Annotated in this window: 33 protein-coding genes; all 33 read left to right on the top strand. The window is 63.2% G+C overall.

The window, feature by feature from the left end; genetic code table 11:
- The first annotated feature begins 10 nt into the window (after positions 1-10).
- The 33 genes from WS78_RS28615 (at position 11) to WS78_RS28465 (ending at position 24,693) form a co-directional block, all read left to right on the top strand.
- Entirely contained in the window at positions 11-1,729 is a 1,719-nt protein-coding gene (locus tag WS78_RS28615; protein WP_059580182.1) for a lactate permease LctP family transporter, read from the top strand.
- 339 nt (positions 1,730-2,068) lie between these two features.
- Entirely contained in the window at positions 2,069-2,818 is a 750-nt protein-coding gene (locus WS78_RS28610) for a hypothetical protein (protein WP_156437412.1), read from the top strand.
- A gap of 43 nt (positions 2,819-2,861) precedes the next feature.
- Positions 2,862-3,719 (top strand): BRO-N domain-containing protein, encoded by an 858-nt coding sequence (locus tag WS78_RS28605; protein WP_059580173.1) that lies wholly within the window; start codon positions 2,862-2,864, stop codon positions 3,717-3,719.
- A 14-nt stretch (positions 3,720-3,733) separates the two neighbouring features.
- Positions 3,734-3,901, top strand: coding sequence for a hypothetical protein (locus WS78_RS36505; protein ID WP_156437413.1), 168 nt, complete (start codon positions 3,734-3,736; stop codon positions 3,899-3,901).
- Positions 3,898-4,131, top strand: a complete 234-nt coding sequence (locus WS78_RS28600) for a hypothetical protein (RefSeq protein WP_059580169.1) — start codon at positions 3,898-3,900, stop codon at positions 4,129-4,131. The genes WS78_RS36505 and WS78_RS28600 overlap by 4 nt, the downstream gene beginning before the upstream one ends.
- 13 nt (positions 4,132-4,144) lie before the next feature.
- The gene (locus tag WS78_RS28595) at positions 4,145-4,534 is read left to right on the top strand and encodes a hypothetical protein (RefSeq protein WP_059580165.1); all 390 of its coding nucleotides are present in this window, start codon (positions 4,145-4,147) and stop codon (positions 4,532-4,534) included.
- 51 nt (positions 4,535-4,585) lie between these two features.
- Positions 4,586-6,283 (top strand): DNA-directed RNA polymerase, encoded by a 1,698-nt coding sequence (locus WS78_RS28590; RefSeq protein ID WP_059580161.1) that lies wholly within the window; start codon positions 4,586-4,588, stop codon positions 6,281-6,283.
- Positions 6,284-6,329: 46 nt separating this feature from the next.
- Entirely contained in the window at positions 6,330-7,010 is a 681-nt protein-coding gene (locus WS78_RS28585; RefSeq protein WP_156437414.1) for a hypothetical protein, read from the top strand.
- The gene (locus WS78_RS28580; RefSeq protein ID WP_059580153.1) at positions 7,007-7,501 is read left to right on the top strand and encodes a lysozyme; all 495 of its coding nucleotides are present in this window, start codon (positions 7,007-7,009) and stop codon (positions 7,499-7,501) included. The genes WS78_RS28585 and WS78_RS28580 overlap by 4 nt, the downstream gene beginning before the upstream one ends.
- 79 nt (positions 7,502-7,580) lie before the next feature.
- The gene (locus WS78_RS28575) at positions 7,581-8,186 is read left to right on the top strand and encodes an ssDNA-binding protein (protein ID WP_059580150.1); all 606 of its coding nucleotides are present in this window, start codon (positions 7,581-7,583) and stop codon (positions 8,184-8,186) included.
- A gap of 43 nt (positions 8,187-8,229) precedes the next feature.
- Entirely contained in the window at positions 8,230-8,559 is a 330-nt protein-coding gene (locus WS78_RS28570) for a RusA family crossover junction endodeoxyribonuclease (protein WP_059580147.1), read from the top strand.
- 2 nt (positions 8,560-8,561) lie between these two features.
- Positions 8,562-8,783, top strand: coding sequence for a hypothetical protein (locus WS78_RS28565; protein ID WP_059580144.1), 222 nt, complete (start codon positions 8,562-8,564; stop codon positions 8,781-8,783).
- 70 nt (positions 8,784-8,853) lie between these two features.
- On the top strand, positions 8,854-9,060 hold the full coding sequence (locus WS78_RS37300) for a helix-turn-helix domain-containing protein (protein ID WP_197419397.1): 207 nt from the start codon (positions 8,854-8,856) through the stop codon (positions 9,058-9,060).
- Positions 9,060-9,245 carry a hypothetical protein gene (locus tag WS78_RS28555; RefSeq protein ID WP_059580139.1) on the top strand — a complete coding sequence of 62 codons (186 nt, stop codon included), beginning with the start codon at positions 9,060-9,062 and terminating at the stop codon, positions 9,243-9,245. Before WS78_RS37300 ends, WS78_RS28555 begins: the two co-directional genes overlap by 1 nt.
- Positions 9,242-9,502 carry a hypothetical protein gene (locus WS78_RS28550; protein ID WP_059580136.1) on the top strand — a complete coding sequence of 87 codons (261 nt, stop codon included), beginning with the start codon at positions 9,242-9,244 and terminating at the stop codon, positions 9,500-9,502. Before WS78_RS28555 ends, WS78_RS28550 begins: the two co-directional genes overlap by 4 nt.
- A 156-nt stretch (positions 9,503-9,658) precedes the next feature.
- The gene (locus WS78_RS28545) at positions 9,659-10,333 is read left to right on the top strand and encodes a hypothetical protein (RefSeq protein ID WP_059580131.1); all 675 of its coding nucleotides are present in this window, start codon (positions 9,659-9,661) and stop codon (positions 10,331-10,333) included.
- Between the two features lie 2 nt (positions 10,334-10,335).
- Positions 10,336-10,503, top strand: coding sequence for a hypothetical protein (locus tag WS78_RS36500; protein WP_156437415.1), 168 nt, complete (start codon positions 10,336-10,338; stop codon positions 10,501-10,503).
- Positions 10,503-10,751, top strand: a complete 249-nt coding sequence (locus tag WS78_RS28540; protein WP_059580127.1) for a hypothetical protein — start codon at positions 10,503-10,505, stop codon at positions 10,749-10,751. The genes WS78_RS36500 and WS78_RS28540 overlap by 1 nt, the downstream gene beginning before the upstream one ends.
- On the top strand, positions 10,751-12,415 hold the full coding sequence (locus WS78_RS28535; RefSeq protein ID WP_082717413.1) for a DnaB-like helicase C-terminal domain-containing protein: 1,665 nt from the start codon (positions 10,751-10,753) through the stop codon (positions 12,413-12,415). Before WS78_RS28540 ends, WS78_RS28535 begins: the two co-directional genes overlap by 1 nt.
- Positions 12,402-12,728, top strand: coding sequence for a hypothetical protein (locus WS78_RS36495; RefSeq protein WP_156437416.1), 327 nt, complete (start codon positions 12,402-12,404; stop codon positions 12,726-12,728). Before WS78_RS28535 ends, WS78_RS36495 begins: the two co-directional genes overlap by 14 nt.
- Positions 12,725-12,913, top strand: coding sequence for a hypothetical protein (locus tag WS78_RS28530; RefSeq protein ID WP_059580119.1), 189 nt, complete (start codon positions 12,725-12,727; stop codon positions 12,911-12,913). Before WS78_RS36495 ends, WS78_RS28530 begins: the two co-directional genes overlap by 4 nt.
- Entirely contained in the window at positions 12,913-14,772 is a 1,860-nt protein-coding gene (locus WS78_RS28525; protein WP_059580116.1) for a DNA polymerase, read from the top strand. Before WS78_RS28530 ends, WS78_RS28525 begins: the two co-directional genes overlap by 1 nt.
- On the top strand, positions 14,759-15,307 hold the full coding sequence (locus WS78_RS28520) for a hypothetical protein (protein ID WP_059580111.1): 549 nt from the start codon (positions 14,759-14,761) through the stop codon (positions 15,305-15,307). Before WS78_RS28525 ends, WS78_RS28520 begins: the two co-directional genes overlap by 14 nt.
- The gene (locus tag WS78_RS28515) at positions 15,307-15,609 is read left to right on the top strand and encodes a hypothetical protein (RefSeq protein WP_059580108.1); all 303 of its coding nucleotides are present in this window, start codon (positions 15,307-15,309) and stop codon (positions 15,607-15,609) included. The genes WS78_RS28520 and WS78_RS28515 overlap by 1 nt, the downstream gene beginning before the upstream one ends.
- On the top strand, positions 15,606-16,400 hold the full coding sequence (locus WS78_RS28510; RefSeq protein WP_059580104.1) for a hypothetical protein: 795 nt from the start codon (positions 15,606-15,608) through the stop codon (positions 16,398-16,400). Before WS78_RS28515 ends, WS78_RS28510 begins: the two co-directional genes overlap by 4 nt.
- Positions 16,378-16,932: a deoxynucleotide monophosphate kinase family protein gene (locus WS78_RS28505; RefSeq protein ID WP_063889456.1), complete on the top strand. Its 555-nt coding sequence runs from the start codon at positions 16,378-16,380 to the stop codon at positions 16,930-16,932. The genes WS78_RS28510 and WS78_RS28505 overlap by 23 nt, the downstream gene beginning before the upstream one ends.
- Positions 16,933-17,166: 234 nt before the next feature.
- Positions 17,167-17,367 carry a hypothetical protein gene (locus tag WS78_RS36490; protein ID WP_156437417.1) on the top strand — a complete coding sequence of 67 codons (201 nt, stop codon included), beginning with the start codon at positions 17,167-17,169 and terminating at the stop codon, positions 17,365-17,367.
- Between the two features lie 737 nt (positions 17,368-18,104).
- Positions 18,105-18,287 carry a hypothetical protein gene (locus tag WS78_RS36485; protein WP_156437418.1) on the top strand — a complete coding sequence of 61 codons (183 nt, stop codon included), beginning with the start codon at positions 18,105-18,107 and terminating at the stop codon, positions 18,285-18,287.
- Entirely contained in the window at positions 18,284-19,816 is a 1,533-nt protein-coding gene (locus WS78_RS28485; RefSeq protein WP_082717415.1) for a portal protein, read from the top strand. The genes WS78_RS36485 and WS78_RS28485 overlap by 4 nt, the downstream gene beginning before the upstream one ends.
- A complete protein-coding gene (locus WS78_RS28480) occupies positions 19,813-20,601 on the top strand; it encodes a capsid assembly protein (RefSeq protein WP_059580081.1) in 789 nt (262 codons plus the stop codon). The genes WS78_RS28485 and WS78_RS28480 overlap by 4 nt, the downstream gene beginning before the upstream one ends.
- A gap of 125 nt (positions 20,602-20,726) precedes the next feature.
- Complete coding sequence (locus tag WS78_RS28475) at positions 20,727-21,725, top strand: major capsid protein (RefSeq protein ID WP_059580077.1); 999 nt, start codon at positions 20,727-20,729, stop codon at positions 21,723-21,725.
- A 59-nt stretch (positions 21,726-21,784) separates the two neighbouring features.
- Positions 21,785-22,363: a hypothetical protein gene (locus WS78_RS28470; RefSeq protein ID WP_059580073.1), complete on the top strand. Its 579-nt coding sequence runs from the start codon at positions 21,785-21,787 to the stop codon at positions 22,361-22,363.
- Positions 22,363-24,693 carry a phage nozzle protein gene (locus WS78_RS28465; protein WP_059580070.1) on the top strand — a complete coding sequence of 777 codons (2,331 nt, stop codon included), beginning with the start codon at positions 22,363-22,365 and terminating at the stop codon, positions 24,691-24,693. The genes WS78_RS28470 and WS78_RS28465 overlap by 1 nt, the downstream gene beginning before the upstream one ends.
- The last annotated feature ends 384 nt before the right edge of the window (positions 24,694-25,077 follow it).

Here is a 25,077-nt window from a genome sequence, read left to right as displayed (position 1 = left end):
GGAGACACACGTGCAGGTTTGGAACCAGGTCTATCTGCCGCTCGGCGGCGTCGGCTGGTCGGCGCTCGCAGCCGGCGCGCCGATCATTCTGTTCTTCGTGTCGCTCGCGGTGTTGCGGCTCAAGGGACACGTCGCGGGCGCGCTTACCCTCGCGCTTTCGCTCGCCATCGCGATCGCCGTCTACGGCATGCCCGCCGAGCGCGCGTTCGCATCGGCGGCCTATGGCTTCGCGTACGGCTTGTGGCCGATCGCATGGATCATCGTCACCGCGGTGTTCCTCTACAAGATCGTCGTGACGAGCGGCCAGTTCGACATCATCCGCAGCTCGATCGTGTCGCTCACCGACGATCAGCGCCTGCAGATGCTGTTGATCGGCTTCTCGTTCGGCGCGTTTCTCGAAGGCGCGGCGGGCTTCGGCGCGCCGGTGGCGATCACGGCCGCGCTGCTCGTCGGCCTCGGCTTCAATCCGCTCTATGCGGCGGGACTTTGCCTGATCGCGGACACCGCGCCCGTCGCGTTCGGCGCGCTCGGAATTCCGGTGATCGTCGCGGGCCAGGTGTCGGGCCTCGATCCGATGGCGGTCGGCGCGATGGCGGGACGCCAGTTGCCGCTCATGTCGTTTTTCCTGCCGTTTTGGCTCGTGTTCGTGATGGACGGCGTGAAGGGGGTGCGCGAGACGTGGCCCGCCGCGCTCGTCGCGGGCGGCAGCTTCGCGGTCGTGCAGTTCTTCACGTCGAACTACATCGGGCCCGAGCTGCCCGACGTGACGTCGGCGCTCGCGAGCCTCGTCGCGCTCGCGTCGTTCCTGAAGGTGTGGCAGCCGAAGCGCGCGCGTGAGGCCGCACGCGCGGCCTCGATCGTGTCGGCGGGCGGCGGCGCGCTCGCGCTGGGCGCGATGCCGGGCGGCATGGGCGGCGCGCGCGCGACGGGCGGCCGGCAGCCTTCGCCGTATTCGTTCGCGCAGATCGCGCGCGCGTGGTCGCCGTTCGTCGTGCTGACCGTGATGGTGACGATCTGGAGCATGAAGCCGTTCAAGGCGCTGTTCGCGAAGGGCGGCGCGCTCGCGTTCACGACGCTGCAATTCCACATCCCGCATCTCGACAAGCTCACGCAGAAGATGGCGCCCGTCGTCGCGCACCCGACGCCCGTGCCCGCCGTGTTCAACTGGGATCTGCTCGCGGCCACGGGCACCGCGATCCTGCTGTCGGCGATCGTATCGATGGCAATCCTGAACGTTTCCGCGCGCACAGGCATGCGCACGTTCTTCGAGACGTTGAAGGACCTGAAGCGCCCGGTGCTGTCGATCGGCCTCGTGCTCGCATTCGCGTTCGTCGAGAACTTTTCGGGAATGTCGACGACGCTCGCATTGCTGCTCGCGGGCACGGGCGCGGCGTTCCCGTTCTTCTCGCCGCTGCTCGGCTGGATCGGCGTGTTCCTGACGGGCTCCGACACGTCGTCGAACGCGTTGTTCTGCTCGCTGCAGGCGACGACCGCACAGCAGATCGGCGTGTCGAGCACGCTGCTCGTCGCGGCGAACACGACGGGCGGCGTCGCGGGCAAGATGATTTCGCCGCAGTCGATCGCGGTTGCGTGCGCGGCGGTCGGCCTCGTCGGGCACGAGGCGGATCTGTTTCGCTTCACGCTGCGGCATAGCCTGTTCTTCGTGCTGATCGTCGGCGTGATGACCTGCGTGCAGGCGTACTGGCTCACGGGAATGGTCGTGCATTGAGCGTGGCGGGGGCGAACGTGCGTGCGCGTTCGCCGCCGATCGTGACAGTGCGGACTGTCTCGTCGGCATCGGTCGATACGTCGCGCAAGCGGGCTCGCGTTCATCCGCTGTGTCCCTGTTTGCACCGATTCGCGCGGACAGCCGTGTAAAGATTTGCTACAACGTTAGACTGGCGTAATCAGTTCCCTAAGTTATTGATTTCTAAGGGGAAGGATTTTGCTCGCATCTGACAGCGAATCGAATCAAGGAGTTGCGCCCGTCACGTTTTCGTATACGGAAAAGCCAGTCCCTGTAGGGGCGCACGACGTAGCGGCGCAGAGAACCTGGGAGCACTTCCAGGTGAAGCGGGGCATCGAACGCTACCGCCGAACCCTCGCACGCGAGAAGGAGGACGGCACCCTGACCTCCCGGAACCTCGGTGAGGTCCAGCATGGTCAACGCATCGCCTCGGAGATTATAAAGCCGATGGTGGCGGCAGTGGTTCAGGCTCAAGCCGACTACGCCGCCAAGCTGGAAGACCCGAAGACGCGGCGCATCGCGGACGCCCAAGCCGTCTTCGGGGCACTCGATGCGGAAACTATTGCTGCGTGCGCCGTCCTCACGGCCCTGACGAACCCTGTTGACGCCGGCTGGACCGCAGTACGGGTAGCCTGCGCCGCCCGCCTGCGGCACGAACTGGAATACCAGGCGTGGGCGCGGGCCGAGAAGGAAGCCGAGAAGCATCGGAAGGAGCACGCGCTCGATGGCGTCAACATGTTCAAGCTGATGCTGCGCCGGAACCACGGCGAGATCGACAAGCGGGTGTTCGACAAGTGGAGTAAGAAGACCGACACCCTGGTCAAGCTGGACTGGTCCCACGAGCAGAAGATTCACATCGGGGACTCGGTGATGTGGCTCCTGGTCGAATCGAACGGCTGGTTCGAGGTCAAGGAGCAGCGCGACGAGGGGGCCAAGTTCCCCAAGCTGGTGTTCGGGATGACCGAGACCGCCCTGGCGCTTACCGAGAGTCTCCAGGAAACCTGCGAACTGCAACGGCCCTTTCTGGCTCCCATGATCTGCGAGCCGCAGGATTATTGTGCTCAGATATAAAGTGAGTCACTTATAATCGAATTGCTGACAAGGACCTGACACCATGAACACCATCAAGACTTTCGAATTTGCTCCGAACATGAGCCTCCGCGTCGTGGAGATCGACGGGGAGCCGTGGTTCCCTGCGAAGGACGTGTGTATTGCCGTGGGCATCGCGCATCTTGGAAGCGCAGTTAGGACGCTGGATTCTGACGAAAAGGGTGTGCGACTTTTGCACACCCTTGGGGGGCCGCAGAATACGACCGTGATCTCCGAGTCGGGCCTCTACGCGCTCGTGATGCGTTCTAACAAACCGATAGCGCGGGAGTTCCGCAAGTGGGTCACGTCGGAAGTCCTGCCGTCCATCCGTAAGCACGGGATGTACATGACGCAGGAGGTCGCACGGGAGACCGTTGAGGACCCGATGTCGCTCATGGCTCGCGCGGTGGTGGTAGCCAATGAACAACTGGGGATCATGACGGTGCGGGCGCATGGATTGGACCCCGCCAGTGAGCAATGGATCACCCTCAACGAATTCTTCAAGCGGCACGATATCCCGGTAAGCCCCGGCGACCGCAAGCGTATCGGCCGCACGGCTGGCGGCCTTTCCGATTCGGCAGGACGAGAACGCAAGTACCATCGCAGCGGCGCACGTCTGTTAGCTGTGGAAACGCTGGAGCGTGCTGCCCGTGCCCAAGGTGTGTCCGTTTCCGGACCGCTTCCGCCTGTCACTGGCGCTCCCAAGATCACCAAATACACGGCGACGCACAAGTACTGCCCTGACTGCACTGCGATGAAAACTCACGCGGAGTTCTACACCGTCCCTACAAGCAAGGCGCACGGGCTGTCGGTGTATTGCCGTGTGTGTTCCAACAAGCGCAGGACCGCGCGTAAGCGCCGCGTTCGTGCGGCTCAAAAATAAAGCGAGTTAATGACATGCATTCCACTGACCATCGCCGCGCCACGCTGACCGTGGGCGACAAGACCATCGACCTGAAGCTCCCGATGCCCATTCGGGTTGGGGACCCGCAGTACGACCAGAAGCTGGCCTTCGCAGTCGCGGAGGCCATCCTCGATCACTTTGACACCAAGGAAACGCAATGAGCCGCATCCAGAAAACCATCAGCGACCTCGCAGTGACCCGCTACGCGGAGTTCGAGACGAAGCGACACGGCGCACCGATTGCGCTGCACGACGACGGGACTTATTCCATGCCGATCCAGGTAACGATCGACGGGCACTGGTTCAGCGTTGACGACCTGCGGCACGCCGCGAAGCTGTTCAACAAGCTGGCCGACAAGCTCGAATCGGACGGTCGTGGCGTGACCGAGTAACCAGGAGACCACCATGAAGAAACTGATCTACATCGCTGCACTCGCACTCTCCACCGCTGCGCTGACAGGCTGCGACATGTATCCGCCGTACCGCGTCTACAACCAGAAGATGGACGGCGAGGCTGAACTGGCCCGCGCTGAGTCGGCCAAGAAGGTCCAGATTCTCGACGCCGAGGCGAAGAAGGCAAGCGCCCAGTCGTTCGCAGACGCCGAGGTCATCCGCGCTCAGGGCGTCGCCAAGGCCAACGCGATCATCGGCAAGTCCCTCAACGACAACGAGGCGTACCTGCGCTACCTGTACATCCAGAAGCTCGGTGACGCCGAGGGGAAGGGCCAGGTGATCTACGTCCCGACCGAAGCTGGCCTGCCGATCCTCGAATCGAACCGCCTGCGCAAGCAGTAACACCCCATGCCCATCCGGGCACCCCGAAGACGCTGACTGGATACTGAAACCATGACCAAGCTGCAAGGTGGCTACCTCACCCTCAAGACCGACGCCGTGAAGTCCACGGAGTTCGCTAACTCGCACACGTCCGCCCTGGACCTGCCCCTGAAGGGCGCTCACCTGGAGGCCCTGAACCACATCCAGAAGACCCGCTGGCGCATCAACCGTGATGTGCTCAACGTCGCGCTCCAGTGCAAGGCCCGTGGCCTGGATGTGGCAGGCTTCCCGTGCAGCGACGAACTGGCCCTGCCCGAGTACCCCGAGCACCTCGACAAGAAGTCCGACGAGTTCAAGGCGCACATCCGCGAGCGCGAGCGCATCCACACGGAGAACGCACGCAATGCCGGGATGCGCCTGAAGCTCTGGGGGATGCTCCAGATGGCCGAGGAACTGGCCGACTTCCCGGCGTTGTGGTTCCCGCACTACGCGGACTTCCGTGGTCGCTTCTACCCGCGTCCCCAGGACCTTCACACGCAGGGCGATTCCCTGGTCAAGGGCATCCTGGAGTTCTCGGAGCCGGTCCCCCTGACCGACCGGGGCTGGTACTGGATTCGCGTCAACACGGCCAACTACTTCGGTGAGGACAAGCTCCCCATCGCGGAGCGTGCCCAGTGGACGATGGACCACCTGGAGGGCATCCTGGCCGTCGCCACGGACCCGCTGGACGACCACAAGGCGTTCGAGTTCTGGAGCACCTGCGACTCCCCATGGGAGTTCCTCGCGGCGTGCCTGGAAGTAAAGCGAGTCGCTGACTTCATGCTGGCGCACGGGACGTGCGAGGGCTTCGAGTCCCGCATGGTATGCCGCTACGACGCGACGTGCTCCGGTATCCAGCACCTCGCGGCCCTCATGAAGGACGAGAAGTCCGCCGTGCGCGTCAACGTGCTTCCCACCGGCAAGCGCGAGGACATCTACAAGGCCGTGTGTGAGGTAGTGGTTGGTGACGTACAGCGCGACTCCGTGAATAGCGCCCTTGTGGCGATGGCATCCCTCTGGGTCGGCAAGGTGGAGCGTAAGACCGTGAAGCGGGCCGTGATGACGACCCCCTACGGTGTGTCCGAGCGCGGCATCCTGACCCAACTGGTCCAGGACGGCTTCGCGGATCACATCGCCAACGGGAAGGAGCGCTACGCCGCTGCGGAGTACCTGACGCAAAAGATCGTCGGTGCGCTGGACGAATCCATCGAGGCCCCGCGCCGCGCGATGGATTACTTCCGCGCGGTCGCCGTGTTCCTGGAGGAGCGCGGGCTTCCCCTCGTGTGGGATACGCCCAGTGGCTTTACCGGGAAGCAGGCGTACTACAAGACCGGCGAGAAACGCATCCGCACGCTCCACGGAGATGTCACCGTGCGTTTTGAGGAGCCGGACGCGGGCTTCAAGCCAGGTAAGCAGAAGCTCGGCGCGGCTCCGAACGTTGTCCACTCGTTCGACGCGGCCCACCTGGCGCTCGTGTGCGTCGAGATGAAGCGCCGTGGCGTCCGCGACCTGGCATTCGTCCACGACTCGTTCGGATGCCACGCCGAGAACAGTGACCTCCTCCTCGAAGTCACCAAGCAGCAATTCGTTGCGCTGTACAACAACGATACCCTGGAGCAATGGCGTCAGTCTGTCATCGCGCACTCGGGGTGCCCGGATATTCCTGAAGTCCCCGCGCTCGGCAACCTGGATGTGGAGCGCGTCCTCGAATCCGAATTTTTCTTCTCGTGAAGTAAAGCGAGTTACTTATAACTGAATCAATCACATGGACAACGCAATGCAGACCTTCAAGAAACTCGCGTACACCGACTTCCACCAGATGAAGGCCGCGCTCGAAGCGGGCACGGTGTTTCGCATCAAGGACGGCGCAGAGAATCGCCGCGTGACCCGTATCGAGCCGAGCGTCTCCGGTAAGACGGCTAACGTGTACTACGGAGGCCTCGCGAGGCATTACGGTCACTTCAACCCGAACGGTTCCAACAACGCCTGCGGGGCGTTCATCTACGTGGAGCCGCAGATTGCGAGCCTGGCCGACGAACTCAAGGGAAAGCTGACCGCAGCTACCGTGAATATTGCGGCCGTGTCCGTCCCCGCAAAGCCGTTCCTCGAACGCTTCATCGCAGGCGCGGAGTTCCACACGCCGCACACTTGCGAGGTCGTGGTGGGCGTGGCGTTCGTGCGCGGCCACAACCGCCTGGACGTGACGCTGCGCGACGAGGCGGGCAAGACCCGCGTGACCCCGCGCTACAACCCGGACGGCACGCACAAATTCCGTCCGGAGCGCAACCTGGTCGAAGGCAAGCTCCCGCCGAAGATGGTGGAGCGCAAGGTCTCCATCTACCGCCATGCCTACAACGGCTCGCTGTTCGTCATCCGTGAAGGCGAGGTGCTCCCGAGCATCCGGGGCATCTCGAACGCGACGAAGGTGGGCGAGACGACGATCACCGAGAAGCAGTGACCCCGTTCGTCTACAGCAAGTCCGGCCTGCAACTCACGGAGCAATTCGAGGGATGCAGGCTGACTGCCTATCAGGACTCTGTTGGCGTCTGGACCATCGGGTACGGTCACACGGGTCCTGATGTCTACAAGGGCCTCACGATCACCCAGGAGCAGGCCGAAGTGCTCCTCATGCAAGACAGCGCTAAGGCCGCAGCAGCGGTCAACAGGCTCGTCACGCTGGACCGCGCGGGGGACCCCGACACCGATGGTCTCCCGGACCTGACGCAGGAGGAGTTCGATGCCCTGGTGGACTTCACGTTCAACCTCGGCGCGGGGAACTTCGCTGGTTCCACGCTGCTGAAGAAGCTCAACGCAGGCGACATCGAGGGTACAGCCGCCGAGTTCCCCAAGTGGGTTCATGCAGGCGGCAAGGTGCTCGCCGGTCTCGTGAAGCGCCGCGACGCCGAGCGTGCCCTGTTCCTCCTCGGGGCGCACTTCCCCAAGCAATAACTCCGCACAGGGTGACGACCCTAACAACCCAGGCCCGCGCAAGCGGGCTTTTTCACATCCACTCGCAAACCAAACACACATGGCTGAAGCAAAGAAGAAGTCCAAGATCGTCGGAAAGTTCGTGACCCCGAAGGGTGTCTTCCAGTACGCATGGCTCGACAAACCGGATAACTCGGAATACGGCAAGGGCAAGTACAAGTGCGCGATTCTGCTGGAGCAGGGCGTTGCCGAGAACGACGCCTTCGCGAAGAAGCTCAACGAACTCCACAAGGCCGCGAAGGGCAAGAACGACGCGAAGCCTGCGAAGGACGGATCGGCACTGGCCGACGAGGCCGCAGAAGAAGGCAACGATAAGAAGGAGCGCCTGCGCGGCTTCTGGGTCATCACGGCCAAGTCGAAGCAGAAGCCCGAACAGAAGGCTGCTGACGGCAAGACCTCGCTGAAGGAGACCGCAAAGAGCGGTGACTTCGGCCGCCTGTCGGTCGCTGCTGCTGAGTACGACACCGGCAGCAACAAGGGCGTCACGCTCTACCTCAACGGCGTCAAGCTCCTGGAGCGCCGCGCCCAGTCGGACCTCGGCTTCGAGGACGAGTCGGAAGACTACGAGAACGACGAGGGCACGCCGTCGCTGGACTCGGACGAATCGGCTGACTCGGATGGTTCGGGTGACAACCAGGACTTCTGAGTTCCGTCTCGACGTGGTGCCCCTCCCAGCACCGCGTCCTCGCATGACGAAGTGGGGCTCGGCATACATGCCCGCCTCCTACAAGAAGTACCAAGCAGAGATTGTCCAGAAGCTCGGACCGAAGCCGCCTGACGCACCGCTCGAAGGCGAGCTATCGGTCGTCATCGAGTTCGTCTGCAAGCCCATCGCCAAGTCGAAGTTCACGACCCCTATGGGGGACCTCGACAACCTCGCGAAGGGCGTCATGGACACCCTCACCGATGAAGGGTGGTGGCTGGACGACCGCCAGATTGTCTCGCTGCACCTCACCAAGCGCTTCCCCGAACCGGGCGAAGCGCCGCACATCAACGTCGCTATCTCCCCCAACGACTGACCATGATCCAACTCCTCCTCAAGCTCCTCGTCAAGCTCGCCGCAGCGCTCGAAGCCGCCGCCGCGAAAGAACAGAAGAAGTGCGAAGCCGCACTCGCAGCCGCAGCCGCGAAGGTCTCGCAGGCCAACGCGCACCGTAGCGCCACGCGCCAGGCACGCCAGGTCGCATCGGCCCTCAAGGATGTCGTGGCCCCGGCCTCGGAAGTCCCGACCCCGCAGCAGTAACCCACACCGGTATCAGCGGCACCGCAAGCCGCTGGCTCTCAACCTCCCACCAATGAAAGACACGCAGACCATGAAACTCACCCCGCAAGCCCAGACCGTCCTCCGCCATCTCAAGTCGGTGGGCAGCATCACCAACGTTGAAGCGAATGCCGTCCACCGCGTGCGTTCGCTGTCGCGCCGCATCACCGAGATTCAGGACGCGGGATACCGCATCGCCAAAGTCCGCCGCCGTGACTGCACGGGCCAGCAGTACGTCCGCTACAGCCTGGAGAAGTGATGCGAACCGCACACCACACCTACCGCGCCGTGAGCAACGGCGACGAGCCGTCGTGTTCCGGCTGTGTTTTCGACCTCAAGAACGACATCAACGGCTGCGTCGGGCACGCCTGCTCGGGCTACGAGTGGCCCGAGGCCGACCCGCTCCACGACGCCAAGAACATCATCTGGATCAACCCGCAATGAATCGTCCTTACGAAAAGTCGAAGGACAAGTACATCGCCGCTGCGCAGACGGTTGGCCTGTTGGCGGCACTCCCGTTCGTCGCGGTCTACCGCGTAGGCGCAGGCTGCGTCCGCGCCACTGGCGAGGTCATGGAAGACGTGCGCCGCTGCTTCGCTGGCGGCGTCGTTCACACCGTCCGCGAAGTCCACTCCGAAATGATGGACCACGCCTCGGGCAAGCGCGCCCGCCGCGAGCGTCTGCGCAACCAGACGCAGTAATGCGCCGCTACCGCGACGTCCTGGTCCAGCCCGGGTGCTCGCTGGACCAGGCACTGGAGGCTGGCGACTACACCCGCGCCTCGCGAATCTACGAAGAGTGCGAGACGACGTTCTCGCGCCACTACCCGAACTTCACCGCACACCCGAACGTTGACTATGAGCAAGCACGAAAGCACCCTGAAGCTGCACTACGGGCTGATGCCCCGCACGGCGACCGCTGACGAGATCAAGCGCGAGCCGATGTTCTTCCGCGCAGATGTGGAGTACGCCTCAAAGCATGGCGGCGACCTCACACGCAACTTCATCGACGCGGCATACGAAGTCTGGGGCGACCTGTCGGGCGTCATCATCGACACGCGACACCACATGCTGATGCCGGGAATGTTCCCGTGCATCCCGGGCTGGCACACGGACGATGCGCCGCGCAGCAACCCGCAGTACGCCGGTCAGCCAGACCTGTTCGATCCTGAATACGTCACTGAGCACCTGCTCACGATCGTGGACAACGGAACGGGGAGTCTCACCGAATTCCTGCAAGGCGATGTTGCCCTAAACCCTAGGGTTCTCATCGACCGCTTCAACAACGACGGCGACAACTTCTACAAGACCGCCGACCAGATCATCGACCTCACCAGGCCGGGTTGGGTTATCCATCCGCGAGCTGGCGATGTCGTCGCATTCAACTCCCACTCGTGGCACCGGGGAACGCCTGCGCAGCAGCGCGGCTTCCGCTGGTTCGCTCGCATGACGCGCGGTTCGCGCCATGCAGTGCAAAACGAGCTTCGTTCCAACTCCCAGGTGTACCTCACCGACGCAACCTACGGATGGTAAGCATGACTCAAAAGAATTTCCCCACGACTGTTCGTTTCCGTGGCTACTTCGCCGAGCAAGGCGTCAACGGCATGTGGAAGCTGCGTGGTCGCGGCGAGCGTCGCCTCGTGACCCACAGCGAACTCCTCAACCTCGTCAACGCGCGTCCGAAGCGCAAGGGGAGCAAGTGATGTCCATCATGTATCTGAGCCGATTCAGCGTCACGCGTGACGACATGATCGTCGCGGGGCCATACCGCTCGAAAGGGGCGGGCACAGCCTACCTCAATCGGATGAAGCGCAGGATCGACGTGGCTACCAAGCTCTCGGAACGTCACGGGCGTACTCCGCCCGAATCCATCGACTTCTCCCGATACCGCATCGTTGAAGTTCGCTTCGTGTACGACCGGACCATCGAGCACACGCCGAAGGTGAAGTAATGCCCCAAGCGCACGAATCCGAATCCAATCTCGTGTCGAAGGGTCCGTGCGACAACTGCGGATCATCTGACGCAAACGCGGAGTATGACGATGGTCACACGCACTGCTTTTCCTGCGGTAACACCTGTCAGCCGAACGGCGCACGGGTACCGAGTCACGATCCTGTCGCTGGTCCCGGAGACACTTCGCTTATCCGTGGCGAATACCGCGCCCTCGGCAAGCGAGGCATCGCAGAGGAAACCTGTCGAAAGTACGGCTACCTCGTGGGCAAGGACCGCGACGGGGAGCCTGTCCAGATCGCGACGTACTGCGATTCCACTGGAAGCCCGGTAGCGCAGAAGCTGCGCACGCCCGACAAGGACTTCGTGGTCCTGGGCAAGCTGAAGCAGGCGGGCCTGTTCGGGCAGTACCTGTTCCGCTCGAAGGGCAAGCGCGTCATCGTGACGGAAGGCGAGATCGATTGCCTATCCGTGGCGCAGGCGCTCTCGCTGAAGTGGCCGGTGGTTTCGGTGCAGAACGGTGCCCAGGGCGCAGCCAAGTCTCTCGCGGCGCAGATTGAATGGCTTAAGGGCTTCGATGAGATCGTCCTCTGGTTCGACAACGATGAGCCGGGGCGCGAGGCCATAGAGGCGTGTGCCAAGGTGCTCCCGGTGGGGCGCGTGAAGTTCGTCACCACCCCGTTTGACCTGAAGGACGCGAACGACCTCCTGCGCGAGCACGGTCCCACGGCTGTCGTGAGCGCCTCATGGGAGGCCAAGGACTATCGCCCCGATGGCGTAATCACGGGCGCGGACCTCTCGGTGGAGCGCCTGAAGGCCAAGGCTGCACCAGGCTGGCAGACGCCTTACCCGCTGGTCAACGAGATGACGCGGGGAATTCGCCCGCGACAACTATGGCTCCTGACGGCTGGCACAGGTGTTGGTAAGTCCACCGATGCACGAGAGTGGCTGTACGCCGCGCTGTGCGAAGGCAAGAAGGTGGGCGCACTGTTCCTGGAGGAGTCCGTCGAGGACACCGCGAAGGCTCTGGTGGCACTCGACAACGACATCCCGTTCGAAGCACTGGACGAGGACTCGTCGCTCCTGACGGACGCGCAGTGGGACGCGAGCTACGCCAAGCTTTTTGGGCACGGCGACCGCTACCAAGCGTATGACCACTTCGGCGCATCAGACGCCGACGGTCTCGTGAACAAGATGGAATTCATGGCGCTCAACGGCGTTGAACTACTGTTCCTAGATCACTTGACCATCGCCGCAACCGGTCTGGACAACGAGGCGCAAGACGCCCTGCTGGTGAAGCTGCGTTCGATGGTGGAGCGTACCGGTTGCAGCGTCGTTGCAATCGCCCACGTCCGCAAGGAGCAGTCGGGCGCGAGGACGGCCGAGGAGGGCGCCCAGCTTTCGCTGTCCAGCATCAAGGGCAGCGGCTCGCTGAAGCAAGTACCCGATGTCGTCATCGCTAAGGAGCGCAACCAGCAGGCCGAGGACGACGACGAGCGTGACATCTCGCAAGTGCGCGTCCTGAAGGTCCGCAGAGGTGGCAGGACGGGTCCTGCTGACCGTCTGAAGTACGACGCCAAGACCGGCCGTCTGAAGCCCATACCGCGTCTCTCCGAGCCGGACATCATGGCTGACGACGAGTCCGAGGACGATGCCCCGTTCTAGCGGGATCGCACGCACGCTGCTTCGCAACTCCCGCTACCGCGCCAAGCGTGACGCCATCAAGCACACGCTGACCCTCGCAGACTTTGAAGTGCCGACGCATTGCCCTGTTCTGGGTGTGCGCCTCAGACCATCATCGGGCCGCGCAGGCCCCTATTCCCCCTCCCTCGACCGCATCGATCCGTCGCAAGGCTACGTGCCTGGCAACGTGGTCGTCGTGTCGTGGAGGGTCAACGAACTGAAGAAGGACGCAACCGTGCAAGAGATGGAACGCATCTGTGCCTTCTACCAACAAGTAGCTGACCGGAACAAATGACCGAAGAAGTCCTCGTTGACAAGCAGTATCAAATCCACCGACACGCAGCCGTGACGGAGCAACAACCGTTCGTCACGGCCATGAAGTCCGCAGCCGAGCGTGCCTACGCTGACGCCGTGAAGCAGGGCCGCAAGCCCGCGATGGTGGAAATCATCGTCTACGTCGCCCCTGAGCAGGGGGCGTAATGACCGACAACCCCACGGACATCCTGACGTGGGACTTGGAAACCGACGGCCTGCTGCGCGAACTCACCCGTATCTGGGTGCTCGCAATCGGCACCGTCGGCTCCGAAGTCATCACGACCTACACGGACCACGACCCGAAACACCCGCCGCTCATGGAGGGCGTGGAGCGCCTCAAGGCCCACGTCGCCCGTGGGGGTAAAACCGCAGCACACAACGGCATCAACTTCGACCGGAAGGCCCTGGCAAAAGTCACGGGCTACGAGATGCCGTACACCGCGATTCTCGACACGCTCGTCATGGGCCGCCTGGCCGAACCTGAGCGTCTCGGGGGGCACAAGCTGGAGTCCTACGGTGTCGAGATGGGCATCCTCAAGGGTTCCCATAACGAGTGGGACCGCTACTCCGAGGAGATGCGTTCCTACTGCGAGCAGGACATCGCCGTCACCAATGCGCTATACAAGCGGCTGGAGCGCGTCCGCACCTGGGGCGAGGCCTGCGACCTCGAACACGATGTCGCGTATCTCATCGACCTCCAGATGGAGAACGGCTTCCCGCTGAATATGCGCGAGGCCATGACTCTCGCAGCTGAACTCTGGGAGCGCCGGGACGGCTACCTGGCCGAGATGCAGCGGGTATTCCCGCCGATCTACGTCAGCGCTGGCGTGGCGGTTCCGAAGCGGTCCCAGAATCGCCTGGGCGTCTCGTACACCCAGGGCGCGGCATACACGAAGATCGTCCTGCAAGAGTTCAACCCTGGCTCTGAGTACCACGTAGCCAACCGCCTGAAGAAGAAGTACGGCTGGAAGGCTCCGCTGACGGAGAAGGGCAACCCGAACATCACCGAGGCGGTCCTGAAGAAGCTGGACTTCCCCGAGGTTCAGCCGCTCCTACACTTCGCTCGCGTGGATACGCAGTGGACCCAACTCGCCGCTCCGCCGAAGAAGAACGGCACTGGCGGCGGATGGATTCACCACGCCGACGAGAACCACCGCGTCCACGGGTACGTCAATCCGAACGGTGCCGTGACGGGCCGCATGACGCACTCGCGCCCGAACTCCGCGAACATCGACAAGGAGATGCGGCACATCTGGATTCCGCGCGAGTCGTGGAAGCAGGTCGGGTGCGACGCCGAGGGCCTGGAACTGCGCGTCCTTGCGCACTACCTGGCCCGCTACGACGGCGGGGCGCTGACCCGTGCGCTGCTAGAAGGCGACAAGGCCCAAGGCACTGACGCCCACTCGATGAACCGGAAGAACACGGACCTGTTCTCCCGAGACGGCGCGAAGACCCTCCTGTACGGCGCACTGTACGGGGCCGGGGACGAGAAGGCCGGGAACATCTGGATCGCTGACTGGCGCACGAGCGGCAAACCCGTGAGCGAGTGGCCGTCCTGGGCGCACGTCAACGGCAAGCTCAAGGCCGCCAAGGTCATCGGTAAGGTCGTCAAGGGCAAGCTGCTCGACGGTATCAAGGGCTTCCGCGCTCTCATCAAGGACATCGAGAAGGCGGCGAAGGCTCGCGGCTGGCTCAAGGGTATCGACGGTCGGCGCATTCGCGTGCGCCACGCCCACGCTGCGCTCAACACCCTTCTCCAGGGGACGGGCGCAATCATCATGAAGAAGGCCCTGGCGATCTACTGGCATGAGATCACCGAAGTACACGGCCTGGTTCATGGGAGGGACTTCGGCTTCCTAGCGAACGTCCACGACGAAGTACAGCAAGAGTGCCTGCCGCAACACGCGGAACTCATCGGCACGACCTTCAAGAACGCAATCACCAAAGCAGGCGAGCACTGGAATTTCCGGTGCCGTCTCGATGGTGCTTTCGACATCGGAAACAACTGGCATGAAACTCACTGACCTTCAGAACCTCGTCACCAAGATTCGCCGCGTCTATCCGGACGCCGTGATCTCCGGTGGCGCACCGCGCGACATCTTGCACGGCAAGCCGATCAAGGACATCGACGTGATGACCGGTTACGACGTGGGGCGCTCCGGCCTGGAGAAGATCGCGATGATCGTGGGCGGCCAGCTCGACGTGATCGAGCCGAAGGACCCCTCGGGCGTCGAGGAGTTCGAGTACGAGATTCACTTCGCTGACGGACGGCCCCGCCTCAACATCATCGACCTGAATCCGTTCGAGATCACGGACCCGCTGGAGAACCTGCTGGACTTCGACTTCGGGTTGTCCCAGGTCGCGGTGTTGCCCACGGGCATCCTGTACACGCCCGCATACGTTACCGACGCGGAGAGCGGCACGATCACCTACATGGGTGATAACGGCAAGGAGTTGTGGCGCATCGACTCGTCCGCGAAGCGCCTGCAACGCCTGAAGGCGAAGTACCCCCGGTGGGAGTTCGTGAACTGCGCGGGCCTTGAAGCGAGGGCCGTGTGATGACCGAGTTCGACCTGGAGAAGTTCAAGGCGGCACTCACGTCCGAGGACGATCCCATCGACGCACTCGATGACCTGGACGAGTTCATGAAGATCACGCGTGGCGAGTGGGTCTCGGATCACAAGCACGAGCACCGCGACACCGTGTACCTCCACAAGCCTTCGGGGCGGTTCGTTACCGTGGCCGAGTCGCGTAGCGGAAGCTACTGGTCGGACTACGAGTACGACAAGCCGATGCTCGCAGAGGTCGAGCCTCGGGAGATCACCAAGACCATCTACCACGCGAAAGGCGGGTGGGTGTGACTGTCGCGCTTATCGACGGTGACGAGGCCATCTACAAGGCGTGCGTCATCAAGGTCGAGGAGACCGACTGGGAGGCAGAGACTGTCACCGACCGGCCGCCGACGTTCGAGGAGGCAAGGGCCAAGTTCCACGAGATCGTCCGCGAGTGGTGCGAGGCCGTGGATGCCGATAGCTACATCGTATGCCTCAGTCCCAAGGAGCGCGGCTTGTTCAGGCGGGGCATCTACGCGCCGTACAAGGGCGCTCGTGGCGAGAAGCCCGAGCAGTACAAGCCCCTCGAAGATTGGGTGTTCGCGAACGAGAACTCGACCTGGCGACCGGGCCTGGAGGCCGACGACGTGATGGGCCTGCTGTCCGGGCCGGGTCACGTCATCTGCTCCAACGACAAGGACATGAAGACCGTCCCAGGGCGACTGTACATCACGGGCAAGAAGAAGCTCGTCACGATCACCGAGACCCGCGCTGACTGGCAGTGGATGTACCAGACGCTCATGGGCGACCCGACGGACGGCTTCGGAGGCTGTATTGGCTGCGGCCCCAAGGGAGCCGAGGCAGTACTCGAAGGGTGCCGGAATCTCGCGGAGATGGCGCACAACGCCGCGCTCCATTACCTCGCCCCGAAGAAGGGCAAGTACAAGGACGTTATCCAGACGGCCCTGGACTTTCGCCGCATGGCGGCACTCGCCCGAATCCTCCGACCCACCGACTACGACAACGAAACAGGCGACGTGCGTTACGCACTCCCTGGCGTCAAGGACATCGCATTCAATGCACAAGCAATCGCAAAGTAACCTGCCGATGATCGGTATCACGGGCCGTGCCCGCGCGGGCAAGGACACCATCGGCAACTACCTGGTTGAGCATCACAACTACGGCCAGGTGTCGTTCGCGGAGCCGCTCCGTCAGTTCGTGTGCAAGCTGGTCGGCATCGACCGTCGTGCCCTCGACTTCGTGAAGGAGGACCCCGTGCCCTGGCTCGGCAAGTCGCCGCGTCAGATGCTCCAGACCCTCGGCACCGAGTGGGGCCGGATGCTCGTCAACGAGAACATCTGGGTCCTGGTGGCGATGGACGAGGCCCGCCGTCTCCAGCGCCACTCGGGCAAGTCGGCGGTCATCACCGATGTCCGCTTCGACAACGAGGCGGATGCCATCCGACAACGCGGCGGCCGGATCATCCACGTCGCTCGCCCGGACGCCCTGGCCGTCGCCTCGCACGTAAGCGAGGCTGGCGTTACCCGCGAGCCTGCGGACTTCGTGATCGTCAATGACGGCACGCTGGACGACTTGTACGCCACAGTGGACGAGATCATGGAGCGACTCTGATGGCGTCTCTGCCCTCTTGGGCAGGCGCGGTCGTCGCAGGGGTTCTACTGGCGGTCGGCCTCGCGACTGGGGCGCTGGCCTATCGCTCTCACATCTACGACGAGGGCTTCACTGCGGGCCTCACGAAGGCCGCAGACGACCACCGCACTGCGCTCGACTCCCTTCGCCAAGCTGACGCCGCCGCTGCGGCCTCGGCTACCTCCGCCTTCACTGCAAAGCTCAAGGAAGTAAACGATGCTCACCAAGCTCGCACGACTCAACTGGAAGCTGCGCTTGCTGCTGCTCGCGCCGATAGTGTCCGCCTGTCTCAGCAGCTTGTCCGCCTGCACGACGCAGCAACCCAAGCCGGTGACGGTTCGAGACCTGCCGCCGATTCCGCCCGACCTGGCGCGGAGGGCGACGCCTCTGACTCCCCTTATTCGCTTGCCGATCTGATGAGGACCGTGAATGCGAATTACGCAATTTGCCAAGCGAATTCTGCGCAGCTTACTGCCCTCCAGGACTGGTACGAGTCCCTCCGGGCAGGCCGCACGGAATAAATCCGCACATGGTAGAGGGTCCCTATATATCTCTAAGACTCTTAGAGAAGGGGACGAGAACAACATCCCGGCTGACTGCCCTAGCTCGACGGATCTCCGTACCGTAGGCGGATGGCTCCTCACCCAATACCCCCTGGCTGGCCTGGTGGACCTCGTGCATGCGAAGGACTACCAAGCGGCCCACGAACTCGTCGGTGCTCACGATGCCATCCAAGCCGTCTTCCAACTGGCAGATGACCTGGACGCAGCGCAACGGGACGAGGACTCGAAGGCAGCAGAAGCGAGCTACGCTTGAACTTCTCGCTTTCCTGGCTCGTCACGTCTATCCGTTTCGCGCGGATTGGCCTCTCCGTCTACTGCACCGCTGCGACCTCTGGACTCTCCGCGATGGCGCTGGCATTAAGGCTGCGGTATGGCTGGAGCGGCTCGGCAACGGTACCGCTGCGCTGCACCTATGCGCCTCCCGTGACGCTCGTGGACGATGGGTTCTCCCCCGCGTCCTGCGGTCTCTCAGTGACGGCGCTCGCCGCTCGGGCTACCACACCCTGACGGCAGCGCCTCTCCCACAACACATCCCCTATCTGGAGCGCCTTGGTTTTCTCCGGGTGGGGCACGCATACCACCTGAGACTCTATGAGCAAACCCAACATCCCGAAGGCCCCTGATCCGCCGCAACCGGACGCCCCGGCTGCGAGGCTGATCCAGCCGGTTGAGGATAGTCCGGTGTCGTCCGCGAAGAACAAGGCGAGCATGCGCCGCTACCTGACGGTCGGCTCATCGCCTGACGCTCCGCGTGGGGTCGGCGTTCAGCTTTGAATCAGAAGCTCCAGGACCGCTATCAAGAGTTGGTCCCGGACCGTGACGCCTACTGGCGACGTGCGCATGCCTGCGCTGCTCTCACGGTCCCTTCGGTGTGTCCGCCTCAAGGGCAGACCCCGCAACAAGTTCTACCCCAGTCCTACACGTCATTCGGGCATCGCGGCGCTACCAACGTGGCCTCGAAGCTCATGATGGCGTTCATGCCTCCTGGCGATTCCGCGTTCAACATCGAGGTCTCGACCAAGATGTTGCTGAAGGAGGGCGTTCTATCGCCCCCGCCCGAGATCATCCAGGGCCTCGCCCAATGCGAGCAACTGATTAACGCGAACATCGAAGCGCTCAACTGGCGGCGGCAGACTTACCTGTCGCTCCTGCACCTCGTGGTTGCCGGGAACGTCTGCGAATACATCCAACCGGACGGCCGCTTGAAGCTGTTCCCGCTGACGCAGTTCGTCTGCGTCCGAGATTTCAACGGGCGCACGATGGAGATCGTTACGGCGGAGAAGCTCAAGGTGCGCGAACTCACCCCGGAACTCCGACGCCTCACGGCTAAGAAGGAGTCCGAGGAAGTCACGCTGTACACGCGATTCGAGTTCCTCACCGAGAAGACCTACGCGGTCCAGCAGGACCTGGACGACTCCCAGGTGGTCCCGTACAGCACGTACAACGGCATCATGCCTGCGAACGCGCTTGCCTGGGAGTTGGTGCCCGGTGAGTCCTACGGCCGCTCGCACGTCGAGCAGAACTACTCGGACCTCCTGGCGCTCGACAAGACCTCGCAGCAGCTGCTGGAGTGCGGCGCTATCGCGGCGCGTAACCTGATCTTTGTCGCGCCGAACGCGGCAGGCGGCAACCTGCGCAAGCGCATCATGGAGGCCCGCAACGGCTCCGTGATCTCCGCTCGCGGTGGATCGCAGGGTGACGTGCAGCCGTTCCAATTCAACAACACCGCAGCGATGCAGTCGCTCAACGCTGAGAAGCAGGACCTTAAGCGTGACCTCTCGGTCGCCTTCCTTCTCACGAACGACCTGCGCCGCGACGCGGAGCGCGTTACCGCCTACGAACTCCAGATGCTCGTCACCGAGATCGAACAGTCCCTGGGCGGTGTGTACTCGTACCTCGGCCCCGAGATGGTCGGCTGGCGGCTGCGCAAGCTCGTCGCCCAGATGCAATCGCGGGATGAACTGCCCCAGATTGGCACCGACTCCACCCAGATCACCGTGACCACTGGTCTCGCTGCACTGGGCAAGGACGCGAAGCTGAAGAAGGTGCAGTCGTTCCTTTCCCTCCTCAACGAGACACCGCAAGCGTTCCAGCAGGAAGCAGCAGCCTACGTGAAGTTCGACACGATCCTCACGCCTGCCGCCGCTGCGCTTGGATTCCCGCAGGCCATCAAGACGGCCAAGGAAGTTCAGCAGGAACAAGCCCAACAACAGGAGCGGGCAATGCAGGCTGACATGGCCCGTGCCGCTGCTGGTCCTGTCGCGGGTCAAATTGCGGCCAACTCACTCGCACCGGCTCAATGACGACCGACACCATCAACCCGAACAGCCCGGCAAGTCCGGGCACCCCCGAAACCCCTGCGCTGATTCCGGACTCCCCGGAGTACCGCGCGGCCATGATTGCGGCAGCGGACGCATCCAACGGCATCACGCCCACGGAACCCGTGGCTAAGACGGACCCGGCACCCGCCGACCCGAACGCCCCGACGCCGAAGCTGACGGACACGCCTGCTGACGAGAAGAAGCCGGAAGGCACGGAGAACACTTCGGAGAAGAAGGACGGCGAGGGCGATGCCCCGTCCGCCTACGACTTCGCCAAGGCGTTCGATGACGGCTCGCTCGTCACGGAGTTCAACGCAGAGAAGCCGAGCGACGCGCTCATCGCGGGCATGGCGAAGGCCCTGGGCATCTCGAACGAGCAGGTGCTCCAGATGCAGTCGCAGTTCCGCGCAGGCCAGGCGGCGCTCGCTGCACAAGCCGAGGCCAAGCTGTTCGAGGCTGCTGGCGGCAAGGACGAGTTCAATGCCGTCATCGCCTGGGGCCAGAAAAATCTCTCGCAGGACCAGAAGGTCTTCTACGAGAACCTCCTGAACGGCCCGGACGCCGCGTCGGCAGTCGGCATTCTGAAGCAACGGATGCAGGCAGCAGGCGACCCGGCTCTGGTCAGCGTGACCAGCCGCACGGGTGGCGCTATCGCGGCGTTCCGAGACCAGTCGGAACTCGTGGCCGCAATGGCCGATCCCCGCTACCAAACGTCGGAGGCGTTCCGCAAGGAAGTGGCCGACAAGCTCCGCATCTCCCGCATCTAATCCCCGCTTTACCTCCCTCGCCTCTGGGCGTCCATCCCGGACCAACCCATGCGGGGGGAATTCCCCTTCTCCCCTCCGTTGGCCCCGCTCGTGGGTCGGCAACACTCCCTTTCTAAAGAGACTTAATGACGTTCTCGACCAATCCGGGCAATCCGGTTGCGTTCGGCACGGGTCAATCGAACCCGGCTGACGATCGTTCGCTGTTCCTGAAGATGTTCTCGGGCGAGGTGCTCACCTCGTTCACGGCTGCAACGCTCACCAAGGGCAAGGTCCGCGAGAAGAACATCACCTCGGGCAAGTCGTACCAGTTCCCGCGCACGGGCACCTCGCAGGCTGAGTACCTCCAGCGCGGCCAGGAGATGCTCGGCAACCCGTTCGCAACGGGTGAAGTGGAAGTGACCATCGACGCGCCGATGGTTGCGCATCACGCCCTGTGGGACTTCGATCAGGCAATGTCGCAGTTCGACGTGCGTGGTCCGATGACGGCCGACATGGGCCAAGCGCTCGCCCGCATGTACGACCAGAACAACTTCCGCCAGATCGCGCTCGCGTCCCGGACGGCAGCTGTTGGTCCGTTCCCGGGCGGCGACCGCATCGTGGATTCCGCGCTGCTGTCGAGCGGTACGGCCATCGACGGCCTCGCTTGGATGGACGCCATCCGCAAGGCGAAGCTGGCGAAGGCATCGAAGAACATCCCGGCGTCCTCGCCGTGGTACATGACCGTGACCCACGCGACGTTCGACGCGATCAAGTACGCGAAGAACTCGGCGGGCCAGTTCGTCAACCTGAACTCGATGATCTCGCTGGCGACGGCGGGTACGGGCGCAGTGCCGACCGAGGCGATCCGCTTCGAAGGCGTGACGATTTTCCCGTCGAACCTCATCCCGCAGACGAACGACACGGCCAATAAGGACGTGTTCTCGAAGTACCGCGCGGACTTCTCGAAGCTCTCGGCGCTCATGTGGCAACCGGAAGCGGTGGCCGTCCTGACGCTGATGGGCATCTCGACGGAGACCGCACGCGACGTTCGCCGCCAGGAGGACTTCATCGTGTCGAAGCAGGCAGTCGGTCACGGCACGCTCCGCGCTGAGTGCGCCGTCGAGTTCGCACTCCCGGCCGCTTAACTCCCTATGGGGATCACTGGATTTATCTGGTGGTCCTCATTTTTTTCGATTCTTCAGCAATGGCTCTTACCCGACTTCAAGCGGTCAACCGCATGCTCACTGCCGTGGGCGAGTCTGTGATCCTGGTAGAGGTCACGGGCGCTGGCGACTACGCCAACTGTTCTGACATCCTCGACCAAGTGACCCAGGAGGTATTGCTCAAGGATTACAAGTGCAACACTGAGACGCGCACGCTAACCCCGGACGCTGACGGTCACATCGCAGTTCCACCGGAATGCCTGAAGGTGGACCCGGTGGACCCGTACCTGGACTACACGTTCCGCGCGGGCCGCCTCTACGACCGCGCGAAGGCGACGGACGTGTTCGAGAAACCGGTTGAGGTCCGCGTGACACTCGGCCTGTGCTTCGAGGACATCCCGTTCTCGCTGCAACTGGAAGTGGCGGCCAAGGCGGCACGGCGCTACCAGAAGTTCTACGTCGGCTCGCAGACAGCAGATGGGTTCCTGAAGGAAGACGAGGCTATCGCCGCGTCCATCGCGGAGGATGCCGAAGCAGATGCCGAGGACTACAACCTCCTGGACACCGCAGAACTATCGTGGCTGCGCCGCCGTACCTTCAATAACCGCACGATCAACTGATGCCCATTGACGGCCTGTTGCAGCCCCGCATCGGGTCGCTGCACGCGGGCGTGAGCCGCCAGGCTCCGCTCCTTCGGTCTCCGTCCCAGATGGACGAGATCATCAACTTCCTCCCCTCGGTGGACATCGGCGGTCTCGCTGATCGAGTGGGGACCTCGTGTATCGCGAACGTCGCGGCTGCACCGTATCAGCCCAACGGAGCGTACATGTTCCGGACGACGGACGGGCAGCGCTGGCTATTCGTTCGCCGCGCCGACCAAGGCTACCCCGAGATTCGCAACCTCGACAACGGGACGCAGGCCCAGGTAGTCGTGGGAGGCTTCGCTCAGAACTACATCAACTCGGCGAGTCAGCTGAAGTTCCTGACGCTGGCCGACACGACGCTGGTACTCAACACGGGAGTCGCCGCTCGCTTCTTGCCACCTTCGGCGGGCATCAACAAGACGCGGGCCTACGCAGTGATCCGTAAGCTGTCCTCGAATTACCAAACGTTCTATCTCAACTCGGAGGCTGGTAATGCGGTGACGGCCTACGACGGCTCGGGCGGCACAAAGACTCGCGAGTGGGTAGCGCAGCAGCTGTTGGCTCAGTGTGCCGCCCGCATGCCGGGTCTGTCCTTCACCCGAGTCGCCAACGTGATCCGAGTAGAAGGCCCGGAGAACCTCGTCGCCTCGCTCAACGGCGGCAACGACTGGGACGAGACTGCATTCGTGCTCATCAAGGGGCGCGTCAGTGCAATCACGGACCTACCAGCGCAGATGTTCCCCGGCGAGCCTATCCTGGTGGACCTCGGTAACGGCGACGCCAAGTCGGCCTACTGGGTGACGTATGACCTCGCGACCAACTCCTACAAGGAAACGTCGTGGCTCGACAACTTCGCCACGGCGGGGACTTGGGACAAGTCCACGATGCCGATGCGCGTCCACCAGACGGGCACCAACTCCTTCGAGATTCAACCTATCGACTGGACGCCGCGCAAGACTGGCGACGACGATAGCAACGTCCCGGCCCCGTTCAGAGACGCGCCTATCACGGACATGGCTCTGTGGAAGGGGCGGCTGTGGTTCTCATCGTCGTCTTGGGTGGTCGGCTCGCAGCCCGACGACCTGTTCAACTTCTGGCAGGGCAGCGCACGGGAAGTAGTCGCGTCGGACCCGGTGAAGGTCCAGGCCGAAGCAGACCTCGGGAACATCAATCACCTCGTCGGCTTCCGTGACGACCTCATGGTCTTCCTGCGTGGAGCGCAGTGTGCTCTGGATGGCTCGCAACCGGTCAAGCCCGACACCGCTGCGCTCGGTGTCTCCACACGCTATGACGTGGATGACGCGTGCCCGCCCTCGGTGGTCGGCACGGTCCTGCTGTACACCGGCTCGCAAGAGGGGCGCTCGGTTCTCTGGGAGTATCAGTACGAGCAGGCGACCATGAACAACTACGCCGAGGACCTGAGCAAACACATCCCGCGCTACTGCCCCGGCACTGTCCGGCGCATCGCGGGATCGGCTCAGTCCGGGCGCACGTTCCTCTGGACGCCACTGGACCCCGCCACGCTGTATGTGCAGACCTCGTATTGGCAAGGACAGCAGCGGGCGCAGAACGGCTGGAACAAGCTGACCTTCGCTCACGTCACGTCCATCTGGCATCACTGGGTAGACGAGGGGACGCTGTACATCCTGGCGCAGTCGAGCATCGGCTACCTGTCGCTGCTGTCCGTTCCGGTCGATGCGAACCTGGGCGAGAACCCGGACATCGACCTGCGCCTGGACATGCGGCAGCGAATTCAGGTGACGTGGAACGAGCCGCGTAAGCGCAGCGAAGTGGTCCTCCCGGACGGCTACTACCAGCACGATGACCTCGTGGTGTGTACACCTGACTCGGGCGGCTGGTTCGCAGAGAATGCGATCACGAAGGTGTGGGACGGCTCCCAATGGATCGGGCATTTTACCGCGCAGGTTCCGGGCGGTTACGGCTACATCGGTCTGCGGTACGACCGCATGTTCCGCTTCTCTCCGTTCTACCCGAGCGTAGGGAAGGAGCAGACCCCGATGGGCCGCTTCCAGGTCCACAAGGTGATCCTGGACTGCCTGCGGGCTGGCGACTTCACGGCGACGCTCACGCGTCCCGACCGGGTAGACATGAAGGTCCACCTCTCCCCGCGAACGATCGGGGACGCCCTGGTCGCCAATCGCGGCGAGGATCAGACCTTTGCCATTCCATTCAACGCCCAGGGGAACAAGGCGGCCCTCACGGTCTCCACGTCCTCCACGGCCCCGATGGTGGTCACGGGATACACCCTGGCCGCTCGCTACTCCAACCTGTTTGCGAACGCGTGATCCTCACTCCCGCAAAACCTCACCATATCGCGGCCCTCGCTGCGAACCTCCGGGCGTGTGACCGCGAGGAACTCCGGCTCTCCATTGGAGACGCGGGCCCCTACGGCCACATCCTGGGCCTCTGGATTGACGGCGGCACGACCGAGGCGATCCTGACGGGCGCTGGTGTAGTGGCGGGAGTGTGGGGAACTACACCCGGCCCCTCCCATGGGGTCGGCCTCATATGGATGCTCGGGACTCCTGCGATCAACGAGGTCGCACTCCCGTTCCTCCGTGCGTGCCCCGGACGCATTGACAAGGCGCACGACGCCTACGACATCCTCGCGTGCACACCGTGGCGCGAGAACACCCTTCACCTAGCGTGGCTCAACTGGTGCGGCTTCA

It is taken from the genome of Burkholderia savannae (assembly GCF_001524445.2).
Taxonomy (GTDB): Bacteria; Pseudomonadota; Gammaproteobacteria; order Burkholderiales; family Burkholderiaceae; genus Burkholderia; species Burkholderia savannae.
The sequence above is the reverse complement of the archived record's forward strand: the minus strand, read 5'-3'. Positions and strand labels throughout refer to the sequence as shown.

What these genes read in the sequence shown, in the direction of transcription:
- WS78_RS28605 (WP_059580173.1), top strand. Translation starts at nt 2,862, where the DNA reads ATGAACACCATCAAGACTTTCGAATTTGCTCCGAACATGAGCCTCCGC.
- WS78_RS36505 (WP_156437413.1), top strand. Translation starts at nt 3,734, where the DNA reads ATGCATTCCACTGACCATCGCCGCGCCACGCTGACCGTGGGCGACAAG.
- WS78_RS28600 (WP_059580169.1), top strand. Translation starts at nt 3,898, where the DNA reads ATGAGCCGCATCCAGAAAACCATCAGCGACCTCGCAGTGACCCGCTAC.
- WS78_RS28595 (WP_059580165.1), top strand. Translation starts at nt 4,145, where the DNA reads ATGAAGAAACTGATCTACATCGCTGCACTCGCACTCTCCACCGCTGCG.
- WS78_RS28590 (WP_059580161.1), top strand. Translation starts at nt 4,586, where the DNA reads ATGACCAAGCTGCAAGGTGGCTACCTCACCCTCAAGACCGACGCCGTG.
- WS78_RS28585 (WP_156437414.1), top strand. Translation starts at nt 6,330, where the DNA reads ATGCAGACCTTCAAGAAACTCGCGTACACCGACTTCCACCAGATGAAG.
- WS78_RS28575 (WP_059580150.1), top strand. Translation starts at nt 7,581, where the DNA reads ATGGCTGAAGCAAAGAAGAAGTCCAAGATCGTCGGAAAGTTCGTGACC.
- WS78_RS28570 (WP_059580147.1), top strand. Translation starts at nt 8,230, where the DNA reads ATGACGAAGTGGGGCTCGGCATACATGCCCGCCTCCTACAAGAAGTAC.
- WS78_RS28565 (WP_059580144.1), top strand. Translation starts at nt 8,562, where the DNA reads ATGATCCAACTCCTCCTCAAGCTCCTCGTCAAGCTCGCCGCAGCGCTC.
- WS78_RS37300 (WP_197419397.1), top strand. Translation starts at nt 8,854, where the DNA reads ATGAAACTCACCCCGCAAGCCCAGACCGTCCTCCGCCATCTCAAGTCG.
- WS78_RS28555 (WP_059580139.1), top strand. Translation starts at nt 9,060, where the DNA reads ATGCGAACCGCACACCACACCTACCGCGCCGTGAGCAACGGCGACGAG.
- WS78_RS28550 (WP_059580136.1), top strand. Translation starts at nt 9,242, where the DNA reads ATGAATCGTCCTTACGAAAAGTCGAAGGACAAGTACATCGCCGCTGCG.
- WS78_RS28545 (WP_059580131.1), top strand. Translation starts at nt 9,659, where the DNA reads ATGAGCAAGCACGAAAGCACCCTGAAGCTGCACTACGGGCTGATGCCC.
- WS78_RS36500 (WP_156437415.1), top strand. Translation starts at nt 10,336, where the DNA reads ATGACTCAAAAGAATTTCCCCACGACTGTTCGTTTCCGTGGCTACTTC.
- WS78_RS28540 (WP_059580127.1), top strand. Translation starts at nt 10,503, where the DNA reads ATGTCCATCATGTATCTGAGCCGATTCAGCGTCACGCGTGACGACATG.
- WS78_RS28535 (WP_082717413.1), top strand. Translation starts at nt 10,751, where the DNA reads ATGCCCCAAGCGCACGAATCCGAATCCAATCTCGTGTCGAAGGGTCCG.
- WS78_RS36495 (WP_156437416.1), top strand. Translation starts at nt 12,402, where the DNA reads ATGCCCCGTTCTAGCGGGATCGCACGCACGCTGCTTCGCAACTCCCGC.
- WS78_RS28530 (WP_059580119.1), top strand. Translation starts at nt 12,725, where the DNA reads ATGACCGAAGAAGTCCTCGTTGACAAGCAGTATCAAATCCACCGACAC.
- WS78_RS28525 (WP_059580116.1), top strand. Translation starts at nt 12,913, where the DNA reads ATGACCGACAACCCCACGGACATCCTGACGTGGGACTTGGAAACCGAC.
- WS78_RS28520 (WP_059580111.1), top strand. Translation starts at nt 14,759, where the DNA reads ATGAAACTCACTGACCTTCAGAACCTCGTCACCAAGATTCGCCGCGTC.
- WS78_RS28515 (WP_059580108.1), top strand. Translation starts at nt 15,307, where the DNA reads ATGACCGAGTTCGACCTGGAGAAGTTCAAGGCGGCACTCACGTCCGAG.
- WS78_RS28505 (WP_063889456.1), top strand. Translation starts at nt 16,378, where the DNA reads ATGCACAAGCAATCGCAAAGTAACCTGCCGATGATCGGTATCACGGGC.
- WS78_RS36490 (WP_156437417.1), top strand. Translation starts at nt 17,167, where the DNA reads ATGCTCACCAAGCTCGCACGACTCAACTGGAAGCTGCGCTTGCTGCTG.
- WS78_RS36485 (WP_156437418.1), top strand. Translation starts at nt 18,105, where the DNA reads ATGAGCAAACCCAACATCCCGAAGGCCCCTGATCCGCCGCAACCGGAC.
- WS78_RS28480 (WP_059580081.1), top strand. Translation starts at nt 19,813, where the DNA reads ATGACGACCGACACCATCAACCCGAACAGCCCGGCAAGTCCGGGCACC.
- WS78_RS28475 (WP_059580077.1), top strand. Translation starts at nt 20,727, where the DNA reads ATGACGTTCTCGACCAATCCGGGCAATCCGGTTGCGTTCGGCACGGGT.
- WS78_RS28470 (WP_059580073.1), top strand. Translation starts at nt 21,785, where the DNA reads ATGGCTCTTACCCGACTTCAAGCGGTCAACCGCATGCTCACTGCCGTG.
- WS78_RS28465 (WP_059580070.1), top strand. Translation starts at nt 22,363, where the DNA reads ATGCCCATTGACGGCCTGTTGCAGCCCCGCATCGGGTCGCTGCACGCG.